Genomic DNA, 6,320 nt, shown 5'->3' with positions numbered 1-6,320 from the left:
GCCGTGTCGGCCGCCGCACCGCCGGTTGTTCCTCAGGAGCTGGTCGCCGCCACCTTTTTCCGCAGCGCGACCCTGATCTCCTTGCCGTCCTTGCCCTTGATCATCGTCACCGAGGGGTGGAGTGCGTGACGGGCAACGCCCGCAGGGCCTTCTGGTCCGCGACCCGGGCCTCGTAGTACTCCCGGTTCGCCGACACCGTGTTGGGCCGCAGCGCCGGGATCGACCGCTTGGCGACCGGCCGGTCGATGACGTCGTTGCCCGGCTGGTACTCGCTGCCGTCCTCGGGCAGCAGCGTGCGCGGCCGGTTGATGGCGTACACACCAAGGAGCGTGCCACCGGCCTTCTCACCCACGCCGGGCGCTGAGCAGGTGCGAACGGACACTGGGGAATGACAAAGATCCCGCGCGATCATCATGATCGCCGGGATCTCGTCAACCACTCCCGAGCGAACTCAAGAACGATTGTGCGTGGACCTGTGGGGATTTGAACCCCAGACCCCCTCGATGCGAACGAGGTGCGCTACCAGACTGCGCCACAGGCCCTTGCAACGAGTGAAACTCTAGCATCCCGATCGCGGTGCTCGGAAATCCGTATGCGGGACGCCGCGGGGCGGCCTGCGACCGGTTCCCGGCTGGTCAGCGCCAGTGGGCGATCCGGGGCCGTGAGATCACTCGTTGGCCGCTCGGGGACGGTCGCCGTCCTCGTACTGGTCGAAGAGGGGTGTGCGCCCCCGCTCGCGGGAGCGGCGCGCGGACGCGGCCCGGCGCGCGTCGCAGCGGCCGCCGTCGGGAGCGTCACCGGCCTCGCCCGCACCGGCGTCCGCCGCCCCCTGCTCCGCGCCGTGTTCCGCCTCCGGCTCGCGCCCGGAGGCGGGCGCCGAGTGGGACGCAGTGCCCGGGGAGCCGTGCGGGTCGGCCGCGCTGGAGCGTGCGGAACTCCAGGCGTCCGGGGCGCCGAGGTCCACCCCGGAGGTGGCCCGGGGTGCGACGGGCGCGGTGACGTAGGTGGGGAGCGGCACGGGGACCGGGTCCCAGCTGTCGCCCTGGCCGGGCCGCCGCTGGCGCTCCCGCTGCTGGTCGACCCACTCGGCGTGGTCGGTCTGCTCGACGAGCGCGCGGCGGTCGGCCGCGAGCGCGGTCAGCTCGGCCCGGTTCTCCTCGCTCTCGGGTCCGTCCTCCGACTCGTCGGCGTCCACCGGGTCCGGCGCGGGGCGTCGCCGCTGAGGCTGCCGCTCCCGCAGTCGCTGGGCCGCCACCTCCGCCTGCCGGCGGTCCATCGTGTACGCGAAGCGCTTCAGTTCCTGGCGGCGCAGATGCGCGATGTACACGCTGAGCAGGACCGCGGGGACGGCCGGCGCCCACAGGAAGGCGAGTCCGCCGACCGCCGCGACGACCGCGCCGAGGGTGAACGCGAGGAAGAGGAGCACCGTCGTACGCCGTCGGCGCGCGAGCACCTTCGAGCGCTGGGCGCGCGCTTTGGCCTCCGCCGAGGTGCCCCGGCGTGCGCCCGCCGTCTGCTTGTCCGGGCGCTTCGTGCGCGCGGGGGCGGACGGGTGGGCCGCCTGCTGCTTCGCGGCCGGCGTGCCCGGCTGCTTGGCCTGTGGCGCGCCGCCCTGCTGGGGCAGCGGCTTCGACGGGGCCGGCGCGTTCGCCTGCGCGGCCGGTTTCCCCGGCTGCTGCTGCCGGCCCTGCGGCTCCGGTTCACCCCGCTCCACCGGCAGTTGGGCCTTCGTGTGCTCCCGATGCGGGGGCATGGCGAAGGCCCGGACGTCCACCGAGTCGGTGACGCCGTCCGGTTCGGCGCTGGGCTCCCCCTCGTCGGTGGAGCGCGCCTGCAGGTCCTTGGCGTATCGGCGCTCCATCCCCGCCCGGCCGGAAAGCAGCCGGATGGCGGTGCTGAAGCGTTCCGTCGGACGGGCTTCGTTCAGCTCGTCCTGCCTACGGAGCCACATCGGCACCAAGTAGGCGGCCCAGGCCCCGACGATGACTGCGTAGATGAGGCCGCTGCTGCTCACGACTCACACGGTAGAGGGGTTTGCGTGAGGCCATCCGCCAATTGAGCCGGTGTGTCGCACGATCCGGCTGATATTTCGAGCTTTTTTTGTGACCGATCCGATCAGCGGGCCGCCGAGAGCGCGAAATTAACGTGCCGAGAACGCCCCAAGAACGTGCCGACTCGTTCAAGTCGATCGTCAGCCGATCACCGTCCGGGCACCTTTTTCGAACACGTATTTCATTTATGGGGGCGGACCCGGCTTACCGGCGTCGGAACCGGCGCTGCGCGCGTTCCGCGCCCGTTCGCGCTGCCAGCGCCCGAGGAGCCCCTCGGGGACCTCCTCCGCGGTGAGCGCGAAGACGAGATGGTCACGCCAGGCCCCGTCAATGTGAAGATATCGTGGACGAAGACCTTCCTCGCGGAATCCGAGTTTCTCCACCACCCGTCGGCTGGGCCGATTCTCGGGGCGAATGCAGACCTCGATGCGGTGCAGTCCGACGGTCCGGAAGCAGTGGTCCACGACGAGCGCCACCGCCGTCGGCATCACCCCGCGCCCGGCCACCGACTCGTCCACCCAGTAGCCGACATGGCCGGAGCACATGGAGCCCCAGGTGATCCCGGCGACCGTCAACTGGCCCACCAGCCGCCCCTGGTACTCGATCACGAACGGCAGCATCCGGCCCGCGTTGGCCTCCGCCCGCAGATGGCGGACCATTTGACGGTAGGTCGGCCGGTGGGCGATGGGTCCGCTGGGCGTGGGCGGCGGGATGGTCGCCTCCCAGGGCCGCAGCCAGTCCCGGTTGCGCCGGTTCACCTCGCGCCAGGCCCGCTGGTCACGCATCTTTATGGGCCGGAGGACGACCTCGCCGTCGACCAGCGCCACGGGCCAGGATGGAGTGTTCAGCTCGCACCCCCGTGGCCGGATCCCGGGTGGTCCCCGCCGCGGAGCTGGTCGACGGCGTGGGTGAGCAGGGGTTCCAGTACGGCCAGGCCGTCCCGGACGCCGCCGGTCGAGCCCGGCAGGTTGACGATCAGGGTCCGGCCCGCGACGCCCGCGAGCCCCCGGGAGAGCGCCGCCGTCGGCACCTTGTCCCGGCCGTACGCCCTGATGGCCTCGGGAATGCCGGGCACCTCGTGGTCGAGGACCGCGCGGGTGGCCTCGGGGGTGCGGTCGGTGGGCGAGATCCCGGTGCCGCCGGTCGTCACGATCACGTCGTACCCGGCGGCGACCCCGGCCCGCAGCGCGGCCTCCACGGGGTCGCCGTCGGGCACGACCCGGGGGCCGTCGACGGCGAACCCGAACCTCCGCAGCCCCTCGGCGATCAGGGGTCCGCCCCGGTCCTCGTAGACCCCGGCGGCGGCGCGGTTGGAGGCGGTCACGACCAGGGCGCGGTGGGGCGCTCTCCCGGTGTCCTCGCCGGGCGGCGTCATGTCCGGTTCCAGTCGCCCGACTTGCCGCCCGTCTTCTCCTCGACGCGAACGTCCGTGATGACCGCGCCCTTGTCGACCGCCTTGACCATGTCGATCACGGTGAGGGCGGCGACGGAGACCGCGGTGAGGGCCTCCATCTCGACGCCCGTTCGGTCGGTGGTCTTCACCGTGGCGTGGATCTCGACGGCGTCGTCCGCGACCGACAGGTCGACCTTGACGCCCGACACCGCGAGCGGGTGGCAGAGCGGGATCAGGTCCGGCGTGCGTTTGGCGCCCATGATCCCGGCGATGCGCGCGGTGGCGAGGGCGTCCCCCTTGGGCACCCCCTCGCCGCGCAGCAGTTCGACCACTTTCGGCGAGACCAGGACCCGGCCGCTGGCGCGGGCGGTGCGCGCGGTCACGTCCTTCCCGGAGACGTCGACCATGCGGGCGGCGCCCGCGTCGTCGAGGTGGGTCAGTCGGTCCTGCGGCGTACTCATGGTGGTGTGACGCTCCCGGTCGGGGCCCGTCGCGGTGCGGCGCGCGCTCGGTTGTGCGCGACACGGTACGCCACCCCCGACGGTTCAGCCGAGCAGGACGACCTCGACCTCCGCGGCGGGCTCGACCGACTCGGTGTCCTCGGGGATCACGATCAGCGCGTCGGCGTGCGCGAGGGCCGCCACGAGGTGCGATCCGGCACCGCCGACGGGCGTGACCTCGCCGTCGGCGTACGTTCCGCGCAGATACTGCCGGCGTCCCGCGGGCGAGGTCAGCGCCTTGGGAGCGCGGAGGGTGGCCGTGGTGGTCGGCCGGTGGACGTCGGGCAGGCCCATCAGGGTGCGGATGGCGGGCCGGACGAAGATCTCGAAGGAGACGTACGACGACACCGGATTGCCGGGCAGTGCGAGCAGCGGGGTGTGGTCGGGGCCGATGGTGCCGAAGCCCTGGGGTTTGCCGGGCTGCATGGCGAGCTTGCGGAAGTCGATGCCGGAGCCCTCCTCGTCCTCGTCGCCGACGGACTCCAGGGCCTCCTTGACGACGTCGTAGGCTCCCACGCTGACCCCGCCGGTGGTGACGACCAGGTCGGCGCGGACGAGCTGGTCCTCGATGGTGGAGCGGAGGGTCTCGGCGTCGTCCGCGACGGCGCCGACGCGGTAGGCGATGGCACCCGCGTCCCGGGCGGCGGCGGTGAGGGCGAAGCTGTTGGAGTCGTGGATCTGGCCGGCGGCCGGGGTCTCGCCCGGGGGGACCAGTTCGCTGCCGGTGGAGAGCACGACCACGCGCGGGCGCGGGTGGACGCGTACCGAGGCGTACCCGATGGCGGCCAGCAGCCCGAGCTGCGGCGGACCGAGGATCGTCCCCGCGGCCAGGGCGCGTTCACCGGCCTTCACGTCGCTGCCCTGCGCGCGTACGTGCGCGCGTGCCTCGGCGGCGCGGTGCACGGCGACCTGGCCGGTGGCGCCCTCGGGGTTCGCGCTGCGGGCGCGCATCCCGGAGACGGGTCCCTCGCCGAGGCCGCCGTCGGTCCACTCCACCGGGACGACCGCCTCCGCGCCGGGCGGCAGCGGGGCGCCGGTCATGATGCGGGCGGCCTCGCCGGGCCCGACCCGGGGCGCCTCGGCCTGGCCCGCCGCGACGTCCCCGATCACCGTGAGCACGGCCGGGAACTCCTCGCTCGCGCCCGCGATGTCCGCGACCCGTACCGCGTACCCGTCCATCGAGCTGTTGTCGAACGGCGGCAGTGAGACCGGCACCGTGACGTCGTCGACCAGGACGCAGCCCTGGGCGTCGAGGAGTTGCAGCTCGATGGGTTCCAGGGGGCGGACGGTGGCGAGGATGTCCTCCAGGTGCTCGGTCACCGACCAGAGGTGGTCCGGGTCGGCGGTGCGGGTCGCGGCGGTGCTCACTGTGGCTGCATCTCCTCGGCTACGTAACTGCGAAGCCAGGTCCGGAACTCCGGGCCCAGGTCCTCACGTTCGCATGCGAGTCTGACAATGGCACGCAGGTAGTCGCCACGGTCACCGGTGTCATAGCGGCGGCCCTTGAAGACGACGCCGTGCACGGGGCCGCCGACCTTCTCGTCCGCGGCGAGCTGCTGGAGGGCGTCGGTGAGCTGGATCTCGCCGCCGCGGCCGGGTTCGGTGCGGCTCAGCACGTCGAAGATCTGCGGGGCGAGGACGTACCGGCCGATGATCGCGTAGTTGGACGGGGCGTCGGCGGCATCCGGCTTCTCGACCATGCCCGTGATCTTGACCACGTCGCCGTCGTCCGTGGCCTCGACGGCGGCGCAGCCGTAGAGGTGGATCTGCTCCGGCGCGACCTCCATGAGCGCGATGACGCTGCCGCCGTTCTCCTCCTGGACCTCGACCATGCGCTTCAGGAGCGGGTCGCGGGGGTCGATCAGGTCGTCGCCGAGGAGGACCGCGAAGGGTTCGTCGCCCACGTGCGGGGCGGCGCACAGAACGGCGTGGCCGAGGCCCCTGGGGTCGCCCTGGCGGACGTAGTGCATGGTCGCGAGGTCGCTGGACTCCTGGACCTTGGCGAGCCGGTGGGCGTCGCCCTTCTTCTGGAGGGCCGACTCCAGCTCGTAGTTGCGGTCGAAGTGGTCCTCAAGGGGCCGCTTGTTCCGGCCGGTGATCATCAGGACGTCGTCGAGCCCCGCCGACGCGGCCTCCTCCACCACGTACTGGATCGCCGGTTTGTCGACCACCGGCAGCATCTCCTTGGGAGTCGCCTTGGTGGCCGGCAGGAACCGGGTTCCCAGACCCGCGGCGGGGATGACAGCCTTGCTGATCCTGGGGTTCGCCTCACTCATGGGCGGAACCATATCCGGTGCCTTTGTGGGGAATCTGTGGCTCCGATGAATTCGTTCTCATATAAGCCGATTACGAACAATACTGGAGCTACCTGTGAGC

General features: G+C 72.1%; 7 protein-coding genes and 1 tRNA gene. All 8 read right to left on the bottom strand.

The window, feature by feature from the left end:
- Nucleotides 1–106: 106 nt before the first annotated feature.
- Nucleotides 107–319, bottom strand: coding sequence for a hypothetical protein (locus tag ACFU5F_RS37100; protein WP_383897338.1), 213 nt, complete (start codon nt 317–319; stop codon nt 107–109).
- A gap of 149 nt (nt 320–468) precedes the next feature.
- Nucleotides 469–542: transfer RNA gene (locus tag ACFU5F_RS37095), tRNA-Ala, on the bottom strand.
- Between the two features lie 125 nt (nt 543–667).
- Entirely contained in the window at nt 668–2,014 is a 1,347-nt protein-coding gene (gene glpR, locus ACFU5F_RS37090) for a gephyrin-like molybdotransferase receptor GlpR (RefSeq protein WP_383897333.1), read from the bottom strand.
- 222 nt (nt 2,015–2,236) lie between these two features.
- Nucleotides 2,237–2,878, bottom strand: a complete 642-nt coding sequence (locus tag ACFU5F_RS37085; protein WP_383897331.1) for a GNAT family N-acetyltransferase — start codon at nt 2,876–2,878, stop codon at nt 2,237–2,239.
- A gap of 17 nt (nt 2,879–2,895) precedes the next feature.
- Nucleotides 2,896–3,426 carry a molybdenum cofactor biosynthesis protein B gene (locus tag ACFU5F_RS37080; RefSeq protein WP_383897329.1) on the bottom strand — a complete coding sequence of 177 codons (531 nt, stop codon included), beginning with the start codon at nt 3,424–3,426 and terminating at the stop codon, nt 2,896–2,898.
- The gene (gene moaC, locus ACFU5F_RS37075) at nt 3,423–3,905 is read right to left on the bottom strand and encodes a cyclic pyranopterin monophosphate synthase MoaC (RefSeq protein WP_383897327.1); all 483 of its coding nucleotides are present in this window, start codon (nt 3,903–3,905) and stop codon (nt 3,423–3,425) included. The genes ACFU5F_RS37080 and moaC overlap by 4 nt, the downstream gene beginning before the upstream one ends.
- Nucleotides 3,906–3,989: 84 nt before the next feature.
- Nucleotides 3,990–5,312, bottom strand: coding sequence for a gephyrin-like molybdotransferase Glp (gene glp, locus ACFU5F_RS37070; protein ID WP_383897324.1), 1,323 nt, complete (start codon nt 5,310–5,312; stop codon nt 3,990–3,992).
- On the bottom strand, nt 5,309–6,220 hold the full coding sequence (gene galU / locus ACFU5F_RS37065) for a UTP--glucose-1-phosphate uridylyltransferase GalU (protein WP_383897322.1): 912 nt from the start codon (nt 6,218–6,220) through the stop codon (nt 5,309–5,311). The genes glp and galU overlap by 4 nt, the downstream gene beginning before the upstream one ends.
- Nucleotides 6,221–6,320: the final 100 nt, after the last annotated feature.

The sequence above is a fragment of the Streptomyces sp. NPDC057438 genome (genome assembly GCF_042802995.1).
GTDB lineage: Bacteria > Actinomycetota > Actinomycetes > Streptomycetales > Streptomycetaceae > Streptomyces.
This window is presented reverse-complemented; position numbering and strand designations above follow the sequence as displayed.

Excerpts from the sequence above, each read along its gene's own strand:
- ACFU5F_RS37080 (WP_383897329.1), bottom strand. The coding sequence starts at position 3,426 with ATGACGCCGCCCGGCGAGGACACCGGGAGAGCGCCCCACCGCGCCCTG.
- moaC (WP_383897327.1), bottom strand. The coding sequence starts at position 3,905 with ATGAGTACGCCGCAGGACCGACTGACCCACCTCGACGACGCGGGCGCC.
- galU (WP_383897322.1), bottom strand. The coding sequence starts at position 6,220 with ATGAGTGAGGCGAACCCCAGGATCAGCAAGGCTGTCATCCCCGCCGCG.